The organism is Flavobacterium sp., from assembly GCF_036405015.1.
In the GTDB taxonomy this organism is placed as follows: Bacteria; Bacteroidota; Bacteroidia; order Flavobacteriales; family Flavobacteriaceae; genus Flavobacterium.
On the sequence record NZ_DASWYK010000145.1, the window covers coordinates 22,912 to 43,429 of the forward strand.

The 20,518-nt window shown below is 33.2% G+C and carries 15 protein-coding genes; 12 read left to right on the forward strand and 3 right to left on the reverse strand.

Translation table 11 applies throughout. The features are described 5' to 3' along the window. Nucleotides 1-126 precede the first annotated feature (126 nt). A complete protein-coding gene (locus tag VGE71_RS11130; protein ID WP_331138394.1) occupies nucleotides 127-918 on the reverse strand; it encodes a THC0290_0291 family protein in 792 nt (263 codons plus the stop codon). A gap of 322 nt (nucleotides 919-1,240) precedes the next feature. On the opposite strand from VGE71_RS11130, the gene gdhA reads away from it, so the two are divergent. The 7 genes from gdhA (at nucleotide 1,241) to VGE71_RS11165 (ending at nucleotide 12,227) form a co-directional block, all read left to right on the forward strand. Then, nucleotides 1,241-2,584 carry an NADP-specific glutamate dehydrogenase gene (gene gdhA / locus VGE71_RS11135; protein ID WP_331138395.1) on the forward strand — a complete coding sequence of 448 codons (1,344 nt, stop codon included), beginning with the start codon at nucleotides 1,241-1,243 and terminating at the stop codon, nucleotides 2,582-2,584. A 117-nt stretch (nucleotides 2,585-2,701) separates the two neighbouring features. Further along, a complete protein-coding gene (locus tag VGE71_RS11140) occupies nucleotides 2,702-4,984 on the forward strand; it encodes an ABC transporter substrate-binding protein (protein ID WP_331138396.1) in 2,283 nt (760 codons plus the stop codon). A 38-nt stretch (nucleotides 4,985-5,022) separates the two neighbouring features. Then, on the forward strand, nucleotides 5,023-6,471 hold the full coding sequence (locus tag VGE71_RS11145; protein WP_331138397.1) for an MBOAT family O-acyltransferase: 1,449 nt from the start codon (nucleotides 5,023-5,025) through the stop codon (nucleotides 6,469-6,471). A 3-nt stretch (nucleotides 6,472-6,474) separates the two neighbouring features. Next, entirely contained in the window at nucleotides 6,475-7,515 is a 1,041-nt protein-coding gene (locus VGE71_RS11150; protein ID WP_331138398.1) for an alginate O-acetyltransferase AlgX-related protein, read from the forward strand. A gap of 75 nt (nucleotides 7,516-7,590) precedes the next feature. Next, nucleotides 7,591-8,304 carry a DNA repair protein RecO gene (gene recO / locus VGE71_RS11155; protein WP_331138411.1) on the forward strand — a complete coding sequence of 238 codons (714 nt, stop codon included), beginning with the start codon at nucleotides 7,591-7,593 and terminating at the stop codon, nucleotides 8,302-8,304. Between the two features lie 130 nt (nucleotides 8,305-8,434). Then, complete coding sequence (gene ileS, locus VGE71_RS11160) at nucleotides 8,435-11,836, forward strand: isoleucine--tRNA ligase (protein WP_331138399.1); 3,402 nt, start codon at nucleotides 8,435-8,437, stop codon at nucleotides 11,834-11,836. Nucleotides 11,837-11,846: 10 nt separating this feature from the next. After that, the gene (locus VGE71_RS11165) at nucleotides 11,847-12,227 is read left to right on the forward strand and encodes a TraR/DksA family transcriptional regulator (protein ID WP_012022792.1); all 381 of its coding nucleotides are present in this window, start codon (nucleotides 11,847-11,849) and stop codon (nucleotides 12,225-12,227) included. A 258-nt stretch (nucleotides 12,228-12,485) separates the two neighbouring features. On the opposite strand, the gene VGE71_RS11170 is transcribed toward VGE71_RS11165, so the two are convergent. Both VGE71_RS11170 and VGE71_RS11175 read right to left on the reverse strand, forming a co-directional pair. Further along, entirely contained in the window at nucleotides 12,486-12,866 is a 381-nt protein-coding gene (locus VGE71_RS11170; RefSeq protein WP_111425195.1) for a hypothetical protein, read from the reverse strand. Nucleotides 12,867-12,899: 33 nt separating this feature from the next. Then, nucleotides 12,900-13,256, reverse strand: a complete 357-nt coding sequence (locus tag VGE71_RS11175) for a roadblock/LC7 domain-containing protein (protein WP_091494460.1) — start codon at nucleotides 13,254-13,256, stop codon at nucleotides 12,900-12,902. A gap of 181 nt (nucleotides 13,257-13,437) precedes the next feature. Between VGE71_RS11175 and VGE71_RS11180 the strand changes: the two genes are divergently transcribed. The 5 genes from VGE71_RS11180 to VGE71_RS11200 all read left to right on the forward strand — a co-directional run bounded on the left by VGE71_RS11180 (nucleotide 13,438) and on the right by VGE71_RS11200 (nucleotide 20,509). Next, nucleotides 13,438-13,653, forward strand: a complete 216-nt coding sequence (locus VGE71_RS11180) for a hypothetical protein (RefSeq protein ID WP_144217016.1) — start codon at nucleotides 13,438-13,440, stop codon at nucleotides 13,651-13,653. 119 nt (nucleotides 13,654-13,772) lie between these two features. Then, nucleotides 13,773-14,372: a lipoprotein signal peptidase gene (locus tag VGE71_RS11185; RefSeq protein WP_331138400.1), complete on the forward strand. Its 600-nt coding sequence runs from the start codon at nucleotides 13,773-13,775 to the stop codon at nucleotides 14,370-14,372. Nucleotides 14,373-14,496: 124 nt separating this feature from the next. After that, nucleotides 14,497-17,655, forward strand: coding sequence for a UvrD-helicase domain-containing protein (locus VGE71_RS11190; protein WP_331138401.1), 3,159 nt, complete (start codon nucleotides 14,497-14,499; stop codon nucleotides 17,653-17,655). Nucleotides 17,656-17,738: 83 nt separating this feature from the next. Continuing rightward, nucleotides 17,739-18,932, forward strand: a complete 1,194-nt coding sequence (gene kbl / locus VGE71_RS11195) for a glycine C-acetyltransferase (protein WP_331138402.1) — start codon at nucleotides 17,739-17,741, stop codon at nucleotides 18,930-18,932. Between the two features lie 113 nt (nucleotides 18,933-19,045). Continuing rightward, nucleotides 19,046-20,509 (forward strand): OmpA family protein, encoded by a 1,464-nt coding sequence (locus tag VGE71_RS11200; RefSeq protein WP_331138403.1) that lies wholly within the window; start codon nucleotides 19,046-19,048, stop codon nucleotides 20,507-20,509. Nucleotides 20,510-20,518 lie beyond the last annotated feature (9 nt).

The window sequence follows — 20,518 nt, forward strand, 5'->3', positions numbered from 1 at the left end:
AATAAAGTCGGAATTTGGGATTTTTTATTTCAAATTTAGAACATAAATAGTATTGGGAAATTCCAAAAAATGAAAAATCCCAAACTCCATTTTGATTTTGGAATTTGGGATTTTTTTATTTGGATTTTAAAATTCTAAATAATAAATATATCCGAAGTTGAACCAAACCTGCCAGTCGTTAGATTTGTTTTCTTTATAAATATCTTTATTAGGATTTAATCCGTCGATCCAGTCTGAATTATACATTTGAAAACGTGTTTCGAACATTAAATCACTCATATCAGTTAGTTTGTAATGTACTCCAACAGCAGCTGTTGCAGATAGAACTACGCCCGATTCTGTAGAAAATCCATGTGCGCGTCCATCAGAAGGCGTTAAATATTTTCCAGGTGTTACTGATGGAAGTGTAATGTCTCCTAAATGAGAACCAACTTTTGCTGAATAATAACTTACCTGAAAACCTAAACTTCCGTACGGACTAAAACTACCAATTGTGTTTTCGAAGTCATGAATTTTCATAAATGGAGAAAATTCCACTTGAGCACCCAATCCCAAAATAGAAGAACTTGCGTGCATATTTTTTAATTGCTGAGCAAATAGTGCGTCTGGTTTTCTTTCAACCCATTGGCCAAAATGTTTTAGAGTGGTTCTGCTAAAAGAAAGATCAGTTCTAACTTTAAAATGCTCTGTGAAATAGCTTTCTCTATTATTATTAGCAGAGAAGTTAATAAAGTGCATAATTCCGACACCGAAACCAGAATTTCCAGCATTAGTATTAAAGTTATGTCTTTCACCAAAATCAGACTGTAAAGTAACGGGTCCGGCATAGATTCCGATCTCTTGTGCTAGTCCTTGAGCTGATGTTGCAGTTGCTATGCCTAGCAAGGCAAATAATGTGATAAATAGGTGTTTAGACATTTTTGAGGGCTTACAAATCACGGCAAATATATAAAAAACATAAACGATTCAAAATATTAAATCGATGTATTGAAAAATAAGTAGCAAAATACATAATTTACTAACTTTTAGTGGGCGATTTGCATGTAAAGACCTACATGTAAAATGTCTTTTTTAACAATGTTTGAAAAAAACACAAATCGATTCAAAAAAGTGAAAAATATAACAGCGAATCATTATTTGATATATCTTTGTGTGTTTAAACGAAAACGTTTTCTTAAACTGTTTTTACATTTACAAAAACAAAATATAAATCAAAATTATCTGAAAATTTATTTCAAATATGGAAGAAAAAATAAATGAATTTATGGCTCTAATTGAGTCAAAAAATCCAAACGAGCCAGAATTTCTTCAAGCGGTTAGGGAATTTGCAGAAACTGTAATTCCTTTTATTTCTGAGAGAAAAAAATATGATGGTAAGAACATTCTTTTAAGAATCGCTGAACCAGAACGTTCAATCATTTTTAGAGTTCCTTGGGTAGATGATAAAGGAGAAATTATCGTAAACAGAGGTTTTAGAATTCAAATGAACTCTGCAATCGGACCTTATAAAGGTGGAATCAGATTTCATCATTCTGTAAATTTATCTGTTTTAAAATTCTTGGCTTTCGAACAAGTTTTCAAAAACAGTTTGACAACACTTCCAATGGGTGGTGGAAAAGGAGGTTCTGATTTTGATCCAGAAGGAAAATCTGATGGAGAAATCATGCGTTTCTGTCAATCTTTCATGACTGAATTATGCCGTCATATTGGTCCAGACTTAGATGTTCCTGCCGGAGATATTGGAGTTGGAGCTAGAGAAATTGGATATTTATTTGGACAATACAAAAGAATCAGAAATGAATTTACAGGAGTTTTAACTGGAAAAGGTTTGGCTTACGGTGGTTCATTAATCAGACCAGAAGCTACTGGATATGGAGTAGTATATTTTACAGATCAGATGCTTCGTACCATCGGGCAAGATATAAAAGGTAAAGTAGTTGCTATTTCAGGATTTGGAAACGTTGCTTGGGGAGTGGCACTAAAAGTGAACGAACTTGGTGGTAAAGTAGTTACTATTTCTGGTCCTGACGGATATATCTACGATGAAGAAGGAATTTCAGGTGAAAAAATCGACCATATGCTTGAAATGAGAGCAACTGGCGATAATAGAGCAGAAAGATACTTAGAGAAATATCCAAATGCTGTTTTCCACAAAGGAAAAAGTCCTTGGGAAGTAAAAGTAGATATTGCTATTCCGTGTGCTACTCAAAATGAATTAAATGGAGAAGATGCCCAAAAACTAATTGACAACGGAGTTTTATGCGTAACAGAAGCGGCAAATATGCCTTCTACTTTAGATGCCATTAAACTTTTCTTGGATAATAAAGTATTATTCGCTCCTGGAAAAGCAGCAAATGCTGGAGGTGTTGCAGCTTCTGGATTAGAAATGACTCAAAACTCTATTCGTTTAAACTGGACAAGTGAAGAGGTAGATTTGAGATTAAAGGAAATCATGGTTGGAATTCATAACCAATGTAAAAAGTATGGTATTGAAGAAGACGGATATGTAAACTACGTAAAAGGAGCAAACATTGCCGGATTTGTTAAAGTTGCCGATGCTATGCTTGCACAAGGTGTAGTTTAAGATTAATTTTAGAATGATAAAAATGCCTTCGATCAAAAGTCGAGGGCATTTTTTATTGGTACCAAAAATTAAATAATGTCGTTTGTAGTATATTTGTCTATCCGAATACATTTAATAATGAAAAAGCTAGTTTTCTGTGTTTTATTTTTAGCATTAATTCAATTTTGTCAGGCACAGAATAAATCGTCTTGGCAAGGATATTTTTCATTTAATGAAATCAAGGATGTTTCAGAATCTTCAACAGCTGTTTTTGCAGCTTCAGAAAATGCTTTGTTTTCTAAAAATACAACCACAAATGTTTTAAAAACAATTACGACAGTTGACGGATTATCTGGTCAGACAATTTCTGCAGTTTATTATAGTGAAACGTTCAAAAAAACTTTGGTTGGTTACGAAAATGGTTTGATGATTCTAATCAATGAAAGTGATGGTAGTATGTTGAAAATTGTCGATATTATTAATAAACAGCTTCCAGCAAATACAAAAAAAATCAATCATTTTATGGAGTATAATGGCTTGGTTTATGTTTCTTGCGATTTCGGAATTGTACAGTTTAATTTGGCGACTTCTCAATTTGGTGACACCTATTTTATAGGAGATAATGGTGCAGAAATCAGTGTTAAACAAACTACTTTATACAATGGATTTATCTTTGCAGCAACCTCAAGTGGTATCAGAAGAGCGAATAGTACAAACGCAAATCTGATTGACTATAATCAATGGGCGATGATAAATGCGGGAAATTGGTCGAGTGTTGAAGCTTTGGATACAGAACTCATCGCAATAAATGATTCGGGAAATATACATCGTTACAATTCGAGTACATTTATAAGTTTTTTTCAGTTGCCTCAGGCATCTGTTGATATGAGGGCAAAAAATCATAATCTGTTTGTTACTACTTCAAATGCGGTTTATGTTTATAATAATCAAATGGTTTTAAATCGGCAGATTACAAACATGCAGGTTTTGGATAATACTTTGAATTTTAGCTGCGCAACTGCGATTGGTGACCGAATTTTTATTGGAACAAAAGAAAAAGGAATGTTTTTTTCTACGCTCAGCAATGCAACGACTTTTGAAAATAATACACCAACCGGACCTGTAAAGAATAACATTTTTTCTATAGATGTAAGTCCAAGTAATTTATGGGCTGTTTATGGTGATTATGATACTTCTTATGATCCATATCCTTTAGATAATTATGGTGTAAGTCGTTACGGTGTTTCGGGCTGGCTGAATATTCCGTATTCCGAAGTTTATGATGCCAAATCTATAACCAGAGTATTGATCAATCCGAGTAATGAAAAACAGGTTTTTGCAAGTTCCTTTTTTTCAGGATTATTAAAGATTGAAAATGATGTCCCTAATTTTTTATTTAACGAAAAAAATAGCGGACTCGAATCGATTACAAATGCTGGAGCAGATTATATAGATGTACGTATTAATGCAAATGCGTACGACAGATCAGGGAATCTTTGGGTTACAAATAGCAGGGTCAATAATGGTTTAAAGGTTTTGAAAACAAACGGACAATGGGGAAGTTATTCTATGACTCCGATTTTTGATATTGCTGAAAATATTAGCTATTCTAGCATAGTTGTCGATCGAAACAATGTAAAATGGCTTGGAACCAATCGAGATGGTGTAGTGGGATTTAATGAAACAACCAATGCATTTAAAAAAATAACAGTGGGTACAGATGCTGGCAATCTTCCAATTGCAGACGTAAGAACAATTGCTTTAGATACAAAAAACCAGCTTTGGATTGGAACGACAAAAGGTTTGAGAGTATTGTCGAATATTGGAAGTTTTCAGTCGGAAAACCAGTTGAAGGCCAATCCGATTATTATTATGGAAGACAATTTGGCGCAGGAATTACTATACGAGCAATTTATTACTTCAATAGCAGTAGATGGTGCCAATAATAAATGGATTGGAACAGCAGATTCTGGTGTGTTTATGGTTTCTTCAAACGGGCAGGAAACCAAATATCATTTTACTATTAACAACTCTCCGCTGCCAAGTAATTATGTAAATGATATTAAAATAAATAGCAAGACAGGGGAAGTTTTTATTGTTACCAATAAAGGAATGGTTTCATTCAATGGAATTTCAACAGGGGCAAATGATAATCTTAATAATGTTTATGTTTATCCAAATCCCGTGCGTCCTACTTATTCAGGAACAGTAAAAGTTGCAGGATTAATTGATAAAGCCAATATCAAAATCACAGATATCGAAGGAAATTTAGTTTACGAAACCACATCAGAAGGAGGAACAATCGAATGGGATACAACTGCTTTTGGAAAATATAAAGTAGCATCAGGTGTTTACATGGTTTTTATTTCCGCGCAAGATGGAGGAGAAACAAAAGTGAAAAAGGTGATGATTATTCGATAAAATTATAATTATAAAATTCAAAATCACAAATCTCTCGAATGCTTTTTAATTCTCTAAATTTTGCAATTTTCCTGCCAGTTGTATTTATACTTTATTGGTTTGTTGCAAACAAATCTTTAAAATTTCAAAATATATTATTACTAATATCAAGTTACTTTTTTTATGCTTGTTGGGATTGGAGATTTTTATTTCTATTGATTTTTTCTACAATGTTAGATTATTTTTCTGGAATAAAAATAGCAGAATCTAATAATCTAAAGGCTCGAAATTTTTGGTTTTGGTTAAGTATATCTATAAATCTTGGTTTTCTAGGTGTCTTTAAATATTATAATTTCTTCATTGAATCTTTTGCAGCAGGTGTTGCTAATTTTGGTTTGACAATAAATCCTTTAATATTAGATGTTTTGCTGCCTGTTGGAATTTCGTTTTATACTTTTCATGGTTTGTCTTATGTAATTGATATTTATAAAGGCAGAATTAAAGCAGAAAAGAATCTTGTTGATTATTCTGTATTTGTAAGCTTCTTTCCTTTATTAGTTGCAGGACCTATTGAACGAGCTACCCATTTGTTACCTCAAATTAAAAAAGAAAGATTTTTTGATTACTCGAAAGCAGTTGATGGATTAAGACAAATATTATGGGGACTATTTAAAAAAGTGGTTATAGCAGATCAATGTGCTCAATATGCTAATGATATTTTTAACAATTCTGCAGAATATCCAGGAAGTACACTTGTGTTAGGTGCAATATTTTTTGCATTTCAAATTTATGGAGACTTTTCAGGTTACTCTGATATAGCAATAGGAACAGCACGTCTTTTTGGAATTGATTTATTAAGAAATTTTGCTTTCCCTTATTTTTCGAGAGATATTGCAGAATTCTGGAGAAGATGGCATATTTCTCTCTCAACATGGTTTAGGGATTATTTATACATTCCTTTGGGTGGAAGCAAAGGCGGAACTTGGATGAAAATTAGAAACACTTTTATCATTTTCTTAGTGAGCGGGTTTTGGCATGGAGCCAATTGGACTTTTATAGTGTGGGGATTTTTGCATGCATTATACATTATGCCTTCTGTTATTTTTAAAACAAACCGCAAAAACCTAGATGTCGTAGCTCAAAATAGATTTGTTCCCACGTTAAAAGAAATTCTTCAGATGAGTTTGACATTTAGTTTGGTTGCTTTTGCGTGGATATTCTTTAGGGCAAATAATTTAGAACATGCTTTAGCTTATATTTCAGAGATATTTTCAAAATCGTTGTTTACCTATCCTAAATATTATAAGATCGATTCGAAAAAAGTATTATTCATGATACTGTTTCTTTTTATTCTTGTAGAGTGGATAGGAAGAAAAAATGAATTTGCTATTGAGAAAATTGGTTGTAAAACTCCAAAGTTGTTGAGATGGTGTTTTTATTATTTAATCATTTTTGCAATTTTTAATTTTTTAGGAAAAGAACAACAGTTTATTTATTTTCAATTCTAGTGCATGAAAAAATTTATATTAAAGACGACTCTTTTTTTAGCTCCAATTGTGCTTCTTTTTTTAATTACCTTTACTTTTTACAGTGATTCTGAATCTCCAGATTTAATCCGTTTAGGATATTTTCCAAATATTTATAAAGATTATAGAAACGTGTTTTCTAAAGATTTAAGTCGTGAAATTTATTTTTACAAACTCTCGAACACAAAAATAAAAAAGGCGAAAATCTTAACGATAGGAGACTCTTTTTCTCAGCAAGGTAATTATGGATATAATAATTACTTGGCAGAAAAATATAGTGTTTTAAATTTAGATAGGTTTCTTTCAAGAAATTCAGTGCAAACTTTATATGAATTATTGAATGGGGATTTTTTTAGCACATACAAAATAGAATATGTAGTTCTTGAAAGTGTAGAGAGAGATTTTATTTCAAGTGTGCAAAACATTGATGTTTCAAAAAAAATAACTAATATTCAGTTAGATAGTATAATCAAGAGCCAAAAAAAAATACTTGACGAGAATTATAGATATAACTTTTTTTCGAGTACTACCATAAAGTTCCCTTTTTCAATGCTTCAATATTATTTGGATAAAAATTATTTGTCTAATAAAATGGTTTATAATGTAACTCTTAAGACAAATAATTTATTTAGTAATAATTCGGATAAATTACTTTTTTATGGTGACGATTTGTGGAAACTGAAAAAAAATAATGATTTAAGAGAGGTTTTGAAGCTTAATAACATCTTAAATGATTTGACAGTGAAACTGAAAAGCAAAAATGTAAAATTGATTGTGCTTCCAGCTCCAGATAAATATGATTTGTATTATAGTTATATTATGGATAAAACTGAATTGGAAGAACCGATGTTCTTTAAATATTTAGAATCGGTAAAAAAGGATTATCTATTCATTAATTCAAAAAAACTTCTTTCACATCAGTTAGAAAGTGAAAAAGATATTTATTTTTATGATGATACCCATTGGTCACCAGTAGCATCTAAAATTATAGCATGTGAAATTAAAAGTGTAATAATCAAGGAATAAAAAATGATAAGTAATTTCTTTTTAATCAATAAAATTGATAGAATAATTTTTTGTTGTGTTAATTGATAATAAATGATGCAAGTCAAAACAAAAGCCATAGTAATTTCATCTCTAAAATTTCAGGAAAAAAGCTTGATCGTAAAATGCTTTACACTTTCAAGCGGACTGAAATCTTACTTTGTGCGTGACGCTTTTTCAAGTCGAAAGGCAAGTCAGAAGATTGCTTATTTTCAGCCATTTTCTATTTTAGAAATTGAAGCAGTTCATAAGAATAAAGGCACTTTAGAGAATTTTAAAGAAATAAAAAGTGCGATTCCGTTTCAGAGTATTCATACTGATATTGTGAAAAGTACGATGGTAATGTTTCTTTCAGAAATGTTGCATTATTCCATTCAAGAAGAAGAAAAAAACGAACAGCTTTTTCTGTTTTTAGAAACCGCGCTGACTTGGCTCGACCACCATGATGAAATTTCCAATTTTCATTTAATTCTACTTTTAGAAATTACAAAATATCTTGGTTTTTATCCGGATCTTTCAGAAAATAATCTTCCTTTTTTTGAAATGAATGAAGGCGTTTTTACGCTTTTTCAAAATGGAAATGTGTTGTCGGAACACGAAACCAATTTGTTTAAAAAATTATTACAATTAAAATTCGATAACGACCAAAAAATCTTTCATGTTGTAGAAAGGCAAATCCTTCTGAAAATTATAATTGATTACTACAGTCTGCACTTGGAAGGATTTAAAAAACCTAAATCTTTAGAGATTTTAAAAGAAGTTTTCTCTTAAACCAGTCCAAAGACCAATTATTGTTGCGGAATCTACTCAAAATTTCCCGAAATCGGTCTTTTTTCCTTCATCTTTTATCTATTTTCCTCAAAATTCCTTACTTTCGCACCTCGTTTAAGAAAAGGATAAAATGAGTACAAAATTTACTGAATACAAAGGACTTGACTTACCAACTGTAGCGTCTGAAGTTCTTGATTTTTGGAAGAAAGAAAATATATTTGAAAAGAGTGTAACAACTCGCGAAGGTGCTGAGCCTTTCGTATTTTTTGAAGGTCCGCCTTCAGCAAACGGATTACCTGGAATTCACCACGTAATGGCACGTGCGATTAAAGATATTTTTTGCAGATATAAAACTCAAAAAGGTTTTCAAGTTAAAAGAAAAGCTGGATGGGATACTCACGGTTTACCTGTAGAATTGGGTACCGAAAAAGAATTAGGAATTACAAAAGAAGATATTGGTAAAACGATTTCTATCGAAGAATATAACGAAGCGTGTAAAAAAACCGTTATGCGTTATACAGACGTATGGAATGATTTGACCGAAAAAATGGGGTATTGGGTTGATATGGAAGATCCGTATGTGACTTATAAACCAAAATATATGGAGTCTGTTTGGTGGCTTTTGAAACAAATCTACGATAAAGGTTTGTTGTACAAAGGATACACGATTCAGCCATATTCTCCAAAAGCAGGAACAGGATTATCTTCTCACGAAGTAAACCAGCCTGGAGCGTATCGTGATGTAACTGATACTACAATTGTAGCTCAGTTTAAAACACTTCCGGAAACTTTACCTTCATTCTTGCAAGGTTTTGGAGATATTCACATTTTAGCTTGGACGACAACTCCTTGGACACTTCCGTCAAACACCGCTTTGACAGTTGGTCCAAAAATCGATTATGTTTTAGTTAAAACTTTCAATCAATATACTTTTGAGCCAATCAATGTTGTTTTGGCTAAAAACTTAGTTGGAAAACAATTCGGAAAAGGATTTTTCTTAAGTGAAGATGATGCTGATTTTGACAATGTGAAAAACGGCGACAAAAAACTTCCGTACAAAATCTTAACCGAAGCAAAAGGAAAAGATTTAGTAGAAATCCGTTACGAGCAATTATTGCCTTATGTATTGCCTTATGAAAATGCAGAAAATGCATTTAGAGTAATCGCAGGTGATTTCGTTACAACTGAAGACGGAACAGGAATTGTGCATACAGCTCCAACTTTTGGTGCAGATGATGCTAAAGTAGCAAAAGAAGCAAAACCAGAAGTTCCGCCAATGTTGGTTTTAGACGAAAACGGAACGCCGGTTCCATTAGTAGATTTACAAGGTAAATTCACTTCTCATTTAGGTGATTTGGCTGGTAAATACGTTAAAAACGAATATTACGATGCAGGACAAGCTCCAGAGAAATCTGTAGATGTTGAAATTGCTATTCGTTTAAAAGAAGAAAACAAAGCTTTTAAAGTTGAAAAATACGTGCACAGTTATCCACACAGCTGGAGAACAGACGAGCCGTTATTATACTATCCTCTAGATTCATGGTTCATCAAAGTAACCGATGTAAAAGATAGAATGTTCGACCTGAACGAAACTATCAATTGGAAACCTAAATCTACTGGTGAAGGACGTTTTGGAAATTGGCTTAAAAATGCCAACGATTGGAACTTATCTCGTTCTAGATATTGGGGAATTCCGTTGCCAATTTGGAGAACAGAAGATAAAACAGAAGAAGTTATTATCGGTTCTGTTGAAGAATTGTACAATGCAATCGAAAAATCGATCGAAGCAGGTTTCCAAAAAGAAAATCCATTTAAAGGATTTGAAATCGGAAACATGTCTGAGGACAATTACGATTTAATCGATTTACACAAAAATGTGGTTGATGGACTTACTTTAGTTTCGGCTTCTGGGAAACCAATGAAGCGCGAAAGTGATCTAATCGACGTTTGGTTTGATTCTGGAGCAATGCCTTATGCACAATGGCATTATCCTTTTGAAAACAAAGAAAAAATTGATGACAACAAAGATTTTCCAGCAAATTTCATTGCAGAAGGAGTAGACCAAACTCGTGGATGGTTCTATACTTTGCATGCAATCGGAACTTTGGTTTTTGATAAAATCGCTTACAAAAACGTAGTTTCAAACGGTCTTGTTTTGGATAAAAATGGAATTAAAATGTCTAAGAGTAAAGGAAATACGATAGACCCATTTAAAACCATTGCAGAAAACGGTCCAGATGCTACACGCTGGTATATGATTATGAATGCAAATCCGTGGGATAACTTGAAGTTTGACCTTGAAGGAATTGCTGAGGTTAAACGTAAATTCTTCGGAACACTTTACAATACCTATTCATTCTTCTCGTTATATGCTAACATCGATGGATTTAAATACGAAGAAGCTGAAATTCCGTTAAACGAAAGACCTGAAATCGATCAGTGGATTATTTCTGAATTACATTCGTTAATCAAATTTGTTGACGAATGCTACGAAGATTACGAGCCTACAAAAGCAACAAGAGCGATTTCTGACTTCGTTCAGGAGAATTTAAGTAACTGGTACGTTCGTTTGTGCCGTCGTCGTTTCTGGAAAGGTGAATACGCAAAAGATAAAATTGCAGCTTACCAAACGCTTTACACTTGTTTGCTTACAGTGAGTAAATTAAGTGCTCCAGTAGCTCCATTTTTTATGGATAAATTGTATCGCGATTTAACAACTTCTACGGGAACCGAGGATTTTGCTAGTGTTCACTTGGCCGAATTCCCAAAATTTGTCGAAAACTTTGTTAATAAAACGTTGGAAAGCAAAATGCAGAAGGCGCAAACGATCTCTTCTTTGGTGTTATCACTACGTAAAAAAGAGATGATCAAAGTTCGTCAACCTCTGCAAAAGGTAATGATTCCAGTACTTGACGAGAATCAGCGTGCTGAAATCGAAGCGATTTCTGACTTGGTAAAAGCGGAGGTAAACGTGAAAGAAATCGAACTTTTAGACGATGCTTCGGGTGTTTTAGTGAAACAAATCAAGCCTAATTTTAAAGCACTTGGACCGCGTTTTGGAAAAGATATGGGTCTGATTTCTAAAGAGATACAAGGTTTTTCTGCAGAGCAAATCAATCAGCTGGACAAGGAAGGAACGCTAGATATTGTTATTGCAGGAAATAGTGTAACTTTATCATTAGAAGACGTCGAAATTACATCACAAGATATCGAAGGATGGTTGGTTGCAAATTCAAACGGAATAACAGTTGCGCTTGATATTACACTTACCGAAGAATTAAAAAATGAAGGTATCGCGAGAGAATTAGTTAATAGAATTCAGAATATCCGTAAAGATTCAGGATTCGAGGTAACGGATAAAATAAATGTACAAATTAAAAGAGATGGCATCTTAGAAGAAGCTGTTTCAAAAAACGAAGACTATATAAAGTCAGAAACATTAACAGACAAACTGGTTTTTGTGGATGCTTTAGAAAACGGCACAGAAATTGAGTTTGATGATATTAGAACAATGATATTAATTTCAAAATAAGTATAATACCATGATAGATGAAATTACAAGATACTCAGACGCTGACTTAGCGGAGTTCAAAGAAATAATTCAAGCAAAAATTAAAAAAGCGCAAGAAGATCTTGATTTAATCAAGAGTGCTTATATGAATGATTTAAATAACGGAACTGACGATACATCTCCAACTTTCAAAGCTTTTGAAGAAGGAAGTGAAACAATGTCTAAAGAAGCAAACTCTCAATTGGCAATTCGTCAGGAGAAGTTTATCCGTGATTTAAAAAATGCGCTTTTCCGTGTAGAAAACAAAACTTACGGTATTTGCAAAGTAACAGGTAAATTAATCAGCAAAGAAAGGCTTAAAATCGTTCCTCATGCAACAATGAGTATTGAAGCTAAGAACTTGCAAAGATAAAATCACGTAGAAATACGTAAGAGAAAAACGCTCCTTTAAGGGGCGTTTTTTTTTGTTTAATGTTTAACTATTTCGTAGAATACTGTTGGATTTAGTAGATTGAAAGAAATTATTTATATATAGTCAAAATAAGCTTAATTAGAAATACTTCTTTTTGTAAGAATTTTTTAAGACTAATAAATTGAGCTTTAGCTATTAAATGATAATAAAAAAACCGCCTTACAAAAGGCGGTTTTGGTTTTTATATTTGAAAACGTATTAAGCTAGGTTTTTTTCAACGTCAGCTTTGTGTTTTCTTAATATAGCTCTTGTCATACCTAAATTTGCTTTTGAAGCGTCGGCTGCAAGGTAGATCATGAACTTTTTATTTGGAGAAATATCAATTATATGAATTTGATTAGATAATGTAATCAAAATATCTTCGATATCCTGGTTTAAGTTTAGAGCTTTTACGGCGCTTAATTTTGCTTTTACAACTTCTAAGTTATAAGCTGCGGCAAGTTCTGGGTCAAAACTTGGGTCAATTGTTAAATTTCCAAAACTTAATCCAGATTCAATTTCTGTTACAGCGACAGCAATAAAGCCGTTAACGTTAGTTTTCATTTCATTTAAAAACACGTTTAAAAAATCATTACTCATAGTCATTTGGGTTTGTTTGTTAATAGATTTATGTTATTTCAATAGGGAATTTTTGCTTAATTCAGCAGATACTTCTTCTGTAGAACGCATCAATAATGCAAGGTTGCTTCCTTCTTTAGAAAAAGCAACAATAAAATTGGAACCACTGATTTTGTTTCCAACAATAACGCCTTCTGCACTTTTTAGGTATAATTGCTTTAAAGAGCCTTTTTCTAAATCGATTAGAAATTTTTCGCTCATTGATAAGATAGCTGCGCTCATTGCGGCGATACTATCTCCATAATCAAGATTTAAGGAAGTGATTAATTTTCCTTTGCCATTTAAGATTAATGCTGCAGTAGATTTTGTGCTTACAAGAAAGTCGTTTAGTGTAGTTGTAATTTCATTCATGATTTTGTAGGATTTAGGGAGGAACGTTAAATTTAGTTTGTTTTGGTATTTATTTTGAAAATTAATTTTGAATCATCCTAAACAAGTGTTAATTTTCTTTAACAAATATAAATTAAATTATGTATCATTGTAATACCAAATCATTAATAATTTAAATTATTTACTGTAAAAAACTTACATTATGGCTAAAGTACTGAAATTCAAAGAGGTAAATTCTGATGTGGAGCGCAGAATGAAAGATTTTGAAAAACTACGCATTAAGTTTAAGGCTGATGTGAAAAAAGGTGAAGCGAAGAAGCTTGCTGCCGGAAAAGAAAGCAAAGGAATATTCAAGTCTATTTCAGATTTTTTCTCCGACAGTCCGAAAACGCCAGCAAAAGCTGCTGTGAAAAAATAAACTATCTGGTTTAGATTAGCACTTAAAATCAGTTTAGTTTTATTAGAAAACAATTAACGCTCCCTTAGGAGCGTTTTTTTTGATTAAATTGTTATTTTTGCCCATCAAAAAATTATAAAATGTCATTACGAAAAGCGTATTTCCTTATATTTCTAGTTTTAATTGTTGATCAGCTTTCTAAAATCTATGTCAAAACCAATTTTGTTCTTGGAGAAGAAGTGGTGATTTTTGACTGGTTTAGAATTCATTTTATTGAAAATGAAGGAATGGCTTGGGGAACAAAAATTCCTGGAGAATATGGAAAACTAATTTTGACAGTTTTTAGAATCTTTGCCGTTTTCGGAATTGGCTGGTGGCTTTCTGATGTGGTAAAAAAGCGTCAGTCAACTTATTTAATAGTTGCTATTGCTTTGATTTTTGCGGGAGCAGCAGGAAATATTATTGATTCTGTTTTCTACGGAGTTATTTTTGATGATAGTACGCACAATTTAGCCACTATCTTTTCTCCAGTTCCATACGGAACATGGTTTCACGGTTTGGTCGTAGATATGTTTTATTTTCCAATTTGGGAAGGTGAACTTCCAACTTGGCTTCCGATTTTTGGAGGTAAACACTTTGCTTTTTTTAATGCTATTTTCAATGTTGCCGATATGGCAATCTCAACTGGAGTAGGAATACTTTTAGTTTTCAATAAAAAAGCATTTCCAAAACACAACTAAATTAATTTAAAATAATAGAATTCCAAATTCCAATATCTGCTTGCAGTGAATATTGGAATTTGGAATTTGTCATTTTTGAGGTTTAATATTATTGTGTTATTTTTACGATACAAAAAATCAAACTATGCAAAGTCCGTCTTTCTCTATTTATGATGCTTCTGCAGGATCAGGAAAGACCTATACATTGGTAAAAGAGTATTTGAAAATTATTCTTTCTTCGCCAAAAAATGATGCATACCGAAATATCTTAGCGATAACATTTACCAACAAGGCGGTTCATGAAATGAAAAGTCGTATTGTTGGTAATTTGTCTGAATTTGCAAAAGATGATCCTTCTCCAAAGGCTGTTGATTTAATGGAAGATCTGGCTCGCGACACAGGACTTTCGATAATTAAAATCAAAACAAAATCACAACAGATTATAAAGCACTTAATTCATAATTATGCAGCTTTTGATATTTCTACCATCGATAAATTTACTCATAAAGTTATTCGTGCTTTTGCTCATGACTTAAATCTTCCAATGACTTTTGAGGTTACTTTGGATACTGAAAATTTATTGGTTGAAGCTGTTGATGCCATTATTGCGCAAGCCGGAGAGGATGAAACATTGACCAAACTGCTCATCGATTTTACAATGGAAAAAACAGATGACGATAAAAGTTGGGATGTTTCGCGAGAAATTCTGGATACAGGAAGGCTGGTTTTGAATGAAAATAATCGAAATGAAATTCTACACTTTCAAGATAAAACAATTGGAGAGTTTGTTGAGATTAAAAAGAAAATGCAGGCGCTCTGCAAAGAGTTGGAAGATACTAACGCCGGTTTGGCTCTTAAAGCAATTGAGTTAATTGATAAAAACGGAATCGATCTAAAATCATTTTCCAGAGGAACTTTTCCAAATCATTTAGAAAGCATTCGGGACGGGAAATTCAATCCTAAGAATAAAACTTTTCACGAATTCGAAGATATTGCAATTAACAAAACGGCAAAAGACCGTGCGTTAATTGAAAATATTATTCCAGAATTACTTCAAATTTTAAAAGAGGTTTATCAAAACTTTGAAAAAAGAGATTTTTATAAAGCTTTTTTAAAAAATATTACGCCACTTTCTTTGCTTAATACAGTAAGTAATGAATTGGCGAAAATTCAGTCTGAACAAAATATTTTGTCGATTTCTGAATTCAATGCTATTATTCACCGCGAAATCCAGAATCAGCCTGCGCCATTTATTTATGAGCGTTTGGGAGAGCGTTATCGTCATTTTTTTATTGATGAATTTCAGGATACTTCAGAAATGCAATGGCAGAATCTGATTCCGCTTATTGATAACTCGCTTTCAGGTTTAGATGATTTAGGAAATAAAGGAACGCTGATGATTGTTGGAGATCCTAAACAATCTATTTATCGCTGGCGCGGAGGAAAAGCAGAACAATTTATTGAATTAAGTAAAGATGAGGTTGCTTTTTTTCATCATGAAAAAAAAGTAAAACATTTAGATACAAACTATAGAAGTTATAGCGAGGTTATTGAATTTAATAATGCTTTCTTTAAGCTGATTTCGGCCGAATTTACAAATGAAGATTATAAAGATTTATATGAAAATCACAGTTTTCAGAATATCAATTCGAAACAAGGCGGTTATGTAAATATTTCTTTTCTTCCCATCACAGATAAAAATGAATTTACCGATGATGACGAAGGAGTTGATAAATCTGATTTGTATGTGTTGGCGACTTTAAATACAATTCAAGAAGTCGTAGGGCAAGGGTTTGAATATAAAGACATTGTTGTTCTGACACGAAAAAGAGGGCAGGGAATCGCTATCGCTAATTATTTGACAGAACAAGGAATTCCGCTTTTGTCTTCAGAAACTTTAATGGTTCAGAATGCATCAGAAGTTCGGTTGATTGTTCATTTGCTTCGATATTTGAGTAATAGTGCTGATTTGGAATCAAAGGCAAATTTTCTTCATTTTTTAGCTTCAACAAAAGATTTGTCAATGCCGATTCATGATTTTATAGCGATGGGAATGAGTTATAAATCTGAAAAAGAATTTGAAGATTGGCTTTTAACTTTTGATGTTTCTTTTTCTTTTAAAGATGTTCGAAAGAAATCACTTTACGAAGCTGTCGAAATTGTAATTGCTAAGTTTATTCTTCCTTCGGAAGGAAATGCATATGTTCAGTTTTTCTTGGATATAGTTTTAGAAAGAGATATTAGAAATCAATCTGGAATAGCTGATTTTTTGGTTTTCTGGGATAAAAATGCAGAGAAATTTAGTATTCCGTCCCCAGAAGGGAATAATGCTGTTCGTATTATGACTATTCATAAGTCAAAAGGATTGGAATTTCCAGTGGTAATCATGCCTTTTGCAGATGAAGATTACAATCGAAAACCGAAAGATAAATTGTGGCTTGATACAGAAGAAGTTGATTTAGGAGTGCCAAAAGCATTAGTTGATAATAGTAGTATTGTGGAAAGTTTTGGTGAAAGCGCATCGGCTGTTTTTAACCTGAAAAAGCAAGAAGAACTTCTGGATAATATTAATGTTTTGTATGTGGCGCTGACTCGAGCAGAAGAACAGTTGTATGTGATTTCTCAATCTCTTCAAGCAAGGAAAGATGGAGAGTATCCAAATAATATGGCTTCGTTTTTTATTAAATTCTTGATTCATGAAGGAGTTTATGATGAAGAGAAATTAAATTACGAATTCGGAAACAAAACTAGGCTTTCGAAAGTTTCAAGAACGGTTGATTTAGTAAAACCAATTCCGATTGTAAGAGAAGTTTTGAATCCTAAAAACATTAAAATTGCTCAGCGCGAAGCTTTAATGTGGGGAACACATCAACAGGAAGCGATCTCTTATGGGAATATAGTACACGAAATTTTGGCTTTTGTAAAAGATAAATCAGATATCGATCTAGCTGTAATAAAAGCACTCGAAAATGGTTTGATTGTTTACGATCAGGTTCATCAGGTCTTAGAAACGCTGAAAGAAATTGTAAGTCATCCCGAACTGGAAATTTGTTTTGATGGAAGCCATACTGTTTTAAATGAGCAGACCATTGTGCAAAAACAAGGAAGAATTTTAAAACCAGATAGAGTTGTTTTTTTGGAAAATAAAGAGGCCTTCTTGTTGGATTATAAAACTGGTGCAGTAAATACAAAATATCAGCAACAAATTCAGGAATATCAAGATGCGATTGAGGATTTAGGATATAAAGTGTTAAAAAAGGCTTTGGTGTATATAGGGGCGCAAATTGAAGTAGTAAATTTGTGAAAAAATTAATCAGATGTTAAAGAAAAAACGAAGCTTAATATTTGTTAAGTTGTTAATTTTTAACATTTTAAATAAATAAAAAAATGTACGGTAAAATAAAAGAACATCTGCAGAGTGAGTTGCAGACAATCGAAGAAAATGGAATTTTTAAAAAGGAACGAATCATTACGTCTCCACAAGGAGCTGAAATTAAAATTTCAACAGGAGAGACGGTTTTAAACTTTTGCGCTAATAACTATTTAGGGCTTTCATCACATCCGGAAGTAGTACAAGCTGCAAAAGATGCTTTGGATACGCATGGTTTTGGTATGTCGTCTGTTCGTTTTATCTGCGGAACTCAGGATATTCATAAAACATTGGAAAAAAAGATTGCTGATTTTTATGGTACAGAAGATACAATTTTGTACGCGGCAGCTTTTGATGCAAACGGAGGTGTTTTTGAACCTTTATTAGGAGAGAATGATGCAATTATTTCGGATAGCTTAAATCATGCTTCTATTATAGATGGGGTTCGTTTGTGTAAAGCGGCGCGTTATCGTTATGAAAATAACAACATGGAAGATCTGGAGCAGCAATTAATCAAAGCAAATGAAGCCGGAGCTCGTTTTAAATTAATTGTAACAGATGGTGTTTTTTCTATGGATGGTTTAGTTGCGCCTTTAGATAAAATCTGCGATCTTGCTGATAAATACGATGCAATGGTAATGGTTGACGAGTGTCATGCAGCAGGTTTTATTGGAGCTACAGGGAAAGGAACCCTTGAAGCAAAAGGGGTAATGGGAAGAGTGGATATTATTACAGGAACTCTGGGTAAAGCTTTAGGTGGAGCAATGGGAGGCTATACTACAGCAAAAAAAGAAATTATAGAATTGCTTCGCCAGAGGTCAAGACCTTATTTGTTTTCAAATTCTTTGGCTCCTTCGATTGTTGGCGCTTCAATAAAAGTCTTCGAACTATTAGAAAAAGATACAACATTACGTGATAAATTAGAATGGAATACTAATTACTTTAAAGAAGGTATGAAGAAAGCTGGATTCGATATCATAGATGGAGATTCTGCTATTGTTCCGGTAATGTTATATGATGCAAAATTGTCACAAACAATGGCAAATGAACTTTTAAAAGAAGGAATTTATGTTATTGGATTTTTCTTTCCAGTGGTTCCGAAAGATAAGGCTAGAATACGTGTTCAGCTGTCTGCGGCACACGAAAAAGAACATTTGGATAAGGCTATAAACGCGTTTACAGTTGTCGGTAAAATGTTAAAAGTTATATAATTACCACTTTGGTCAAATTTTTGTAGGTTTTTTTTAACATTTCATTTTGTATTTAAAAAATTTGGTGTTACTTTTGCTTGTAATTAACTAAATTGTAATTAAAAAAATTAAGTATGAAACATCTTAACAAACTTTTAGTTGCTGTTTTGATGGCGATGGGTTTAAATGCTCACGCGCAAGATAGCAACAATCCATGGGCGATCTCTTTTGGGGTTAATGCTGTGGATACAAGAACAAGTTCTGGAGCAGGAAGTGGATTTTTTGATCAGCACTTCTCTCAACCATTCGCAGTAAAAGACAACTGGAATATTCTTCCTTCTCTATCTTACATTGGAGTAAATAGATATGTTGGTAGTGGTTTCTCTGTTGGTTTACAAGGATCTGTAAACAAAATTGATAAATTCGTTACTTTTAATCCAGCTGCTCCAGGGCATGACGGAAGAGGTAATGTTGTAACAAATCCTGGTGACTTAATGTACTACGGAATTGATGCTACTATCAAATATAGCTTCCAAGAATTAATCAAATCTAAAGTGATTGATCCTTCGTTATCTGTTGGTGGAGGTTATACTTTCTTCGGAGATAGCAGTTATGGAACTGTTAACCCAGGTGCTGGTGTTACTTTTTGGTTTACAGACGCTATTGGTCTTGAGCTTGCTACAAGATACAAATGGGCAGTTAGTGGAGACAGACAAGATGCAGCTGGTGTTCCAGATGCTCCATCTCACTTCCAACACACTGCAGGTTTAGTTTTCAAATTCGGAGGTAAAGATACTGACGGAGACGGAATCTATGACAAAGATGATGCTTGTCCAGATGTTGCTGGTTTAAAACAATTCAACGGATGTCCTGATACTGACGGTGACGGAATCGTTGATGCTTCTGACGCTTGTCCAGATGTATTTGGTTTAGCTGCATTAAACGGATGTCCTGATACTGACGGAGACGGAATTGCTGATAAAGATGACGCTTGTCCAGATGTTGCTGGTTTAGCTGCTTTAAAAGGTTGTCCTGATACTGACGGTGACGGAATCGCTGATAAAGACGATAAATGTCCTACAGTTGCTGGTCCTAAAGAAAACGGTGGTTGTCCATTCTTAGACGCTGATAAAGACGGTGTTGCTGATAAAGATGATGACTGTCCTACAGTTCCAGGTCCTGCAAGTAACAGAGGATGTCCAGAAGTAACTTCTGCTGCATTAGAAGATCTTAAAGTTCAAGCTAGAGCAATCTACTTCAACTCAGGAAAAGCTACTTTCAAAACTGGTGACAAAGAAACTCCAGCTAGATTAGATGCTATTAAAGAAATCCTTAAAAACTATCCAAACGCGAAATTCTCTATCGAAGGACACACAGATAGTACAGGTTCTGCTAAAATCAACCAAAAACTTTCTGAAGACAGAGCTAACGCTGTGTTGAACGCTTTAGTTGAAAGAGGTGTAAGCCCAGATAACTTAGAAGCTAAAGGATTTGGTGCTTCTCAACCAGTTGCAAGTAACAAAACTGCTGCAGGTAAAGCTCAAAACAGAAGAACTGAAATTAGACACATTGGTTCTAAATACCAAGGTAAACTATAATTAGTTTTC